The sequence below is a fragment of the Alteromonas sp. AO-Serp genome, assembly GCF_017849675.1.
GTDB classification, from domain to species: Bacteria; Pseudomonadota; Gammaproteobacteria; order Enterobacterales; family Alteromonadaceae; genus Alteromonas; species Alteromonas macleodii.
Map to the genome: position 1 here is coordinate 1 of NZ_JAFLMX010000266.1, position 2,177 is coordinate 2,177.

Consider the following 2,177-nt stretch of genomic DNA (forward strand, 5'->3'; position numbering starts at 1 on the left):
AACAAGTACAAATTGGCGGCAACGACTCCTATGAAACAATGTGTCGCAAGCACTATAAAGAACTGGTTTGGGACTAACTCCCACCGACAAGTAACCTAACTAAAATAAGCGGTCACTGAACCTCATTTCTGTTGCGGGCTATAGCATTTATTGTCCGCTTCTCATTCTCAAAGAATTTGCCATTCGCCCTTCTGCTCTTTGCCAGATTTCAACCGGCATTATCCAAACTTTCTCGGCACTATCTAGAGGTAGCAAGAAAAAGCACTAGGCATTCTTGCTAGCCACGAATAGCCGTTTATGACCTGTATTTAAAAACACCTTTCTTAAACAATTAAGAAAACACTTACGTATGAGTAAAAACCACTATTGTTAAAAATATGTAAGCAATGGAGCCTTTATTTAACACGCTCAGCAGGGTATGACTGATGAAGCACACCAGTACGTTTAAACCTGCGGTAATCGCTATTTCAATGACCGCCGCCCTTAACAGCGGTTTAGTAGTGGCATAAGACACACCAGATGACGAACAAGTAGTAATTATTCAAGTTTCGGGGATTCGAGGCTCTTTGATGCGCGCCCAAGCGGTGAAAATGGACAACGACTCCATTGTTGAGGCCATTTCCGCAGAAGGCATCGGTAAGCGGCGATCTTTTTGAAGAAAAGAAACTTGCCACATTTTTTAATCGCTGCTCGTTAAACTTTGATAAGCAATTTACCTTATTTAACGCGGGCTGAACCTCTTGGCTCAGCCTATACCGTCTCGCCGACTTGCAATTCAAAAGGCAGCGTACTCTTAGTTGTTACTTGTTTAAGCAATGCTTTTGTTGCTTCTACGCCTTTGCCACTGCTGGATTGGCAAACTGTAGTAAGACGCGGGCGCGCACGCTCGGCTTCCCCAATACCATCAAACCCTGTAATTTTCAGCTCTTCCGGTACCTTAATATTCATATCCAAGGCTAAGTGAAGTAGCTCAAGGGCTATAATGTCACTCATACACAAAACCACATTAGGTCTTGGAGAGCTGGTCAGGACTTCTTTGGCTGCCTGTCTTGCAAAATGTCTATCACTTTCTGGAAGGTGCCAAATGCGCTCATTGCTTACCGTGATGTTCTTTTCTTCAGCGGCCCTTAAATAACCATCAAGTCGACGGTGAGCAATTGAGCTGTCTACGTCAATCAACGGACTATCGTAAATACGACATGTAGAAGGCGAGTCAATCAGGCGAAGCCCAAAGATTGCCACATTGTCACCTTCATTTAACGCATGAGACGCAACGCGATAGGCCGCCTCTTCGTTATCAATATTAATAGATGGCTTGTCTTCGATATCAAAGTCAACGGTGACCACAGGTTTTGGCGACACTGCCAACTCCGCTACCAAGTTGCTGTTGCGCGGTTGTCCGTAACAGATAAAACCATCAACAAAATCTACAACATCAAGAATGCTGTCAGAGTCGCCCGCGTACAGTAACAAATGCTTGCCATTTTCTTGAAGCGCAGAAGAAACACCTTTAATAAAAGTACTCGCGACGGGGTCACTCACCATATATGAAATGCTGTCGGCTAATACTAAAGCCACAATATTTGATGTGCCCTTTCTGAGGATCTGTGCTGCTTTATTGGGGCCGCTGTAACCAATCTTTTTGCACTGCGCTAAAATCTCTTCGCGCTTCGCTTTTGATAATTGGTCCGGGCGGTTAAACGCATTTGAAATGGTTGCCGTTGAAACGCCCAACTGTTCAGCAACATCTTTTAGGGTAAGTTTTGTTTTATTCATTATTTTTAGCTCTTTTCACGAAACTAACTACCCAGATTTAAAAACAAAAAAGGGTAGCAAGCGTGCGCTCTGACTACCCTCTGACTATATCATTAACTTAAACGTTTAACGCGTGAAATTTAGCGCTAATTCGATGAGTTGTGTAACAAATTGATCAATGGCTTAATTTTTAGAGATTTTCGCTCTTAGCGCGTGCCAAAGATTTTGTCTCCAGCATCTCCTAATCCCGGTAGGATATAGCCTTTCTCATTCAATCTATCATCGATTGCGGCGGTAAAGATATCAACATCAGGGTGTGCTTCAACAACGGCTTTAATGCCTTCAGGCGCAGCAACAAGGAATAGTCCCATTATTCTTCGACACCCTTTCTTTTTCAGAAGGTCGATTGTTGCAATCAACGT

Annotated in this window: 2 protein-coding genes and 2 pseudogenes; 2 read left to right on the forward strand and 2 right to left on the reverse strand. The window is 43.4% G+C overall.

Annotation, left to right across the window (positions count from 1 at the left end; translation table 11 throughout):
• Together QVA83_RS17650 and QVA83_RS22465 are read left to right on the forward strand one after the other, a co-directional pair.
• Positions 1–77 (forward strand): annotated as a pseudogene (locus tag QVA83_RS17650) (thymidine kinase); the annotation flags it as partial.
• Between the two features lie 348 nt (positions 78–425).
• Positions 426–641: pseudogene (locus QVA83_RS22465) on the forward strand (hypothetical protein); the annotation flags it as partial.
• Between the two features lie 109 nt (positions 642–750).
• Here the strand turns inward: QVA83_RS22465 and QVA83_RS17655 are convergent.
• Positions 751–1,776 (reverse strand): LacI family DNA-binding transcriptional regulator, encoded by a 1,026-nt coding sequence (locus QVA83_RS17655; protein WP_287498752.1) that lies wholly within the window; start codon positions 1,774–1,776, stop codon positions 751–753.
• A 185-nt stretch (positions 1,777–1,961) separates the two neighbouring features.
• Positions 1,962–2,177: uracil phosphoribosyltransferase (locus tag QVA83_RS17660; protein WP_287498753.1), on the reverse strand; the 216-nt coding region annotated here is incomplete at its 5' end.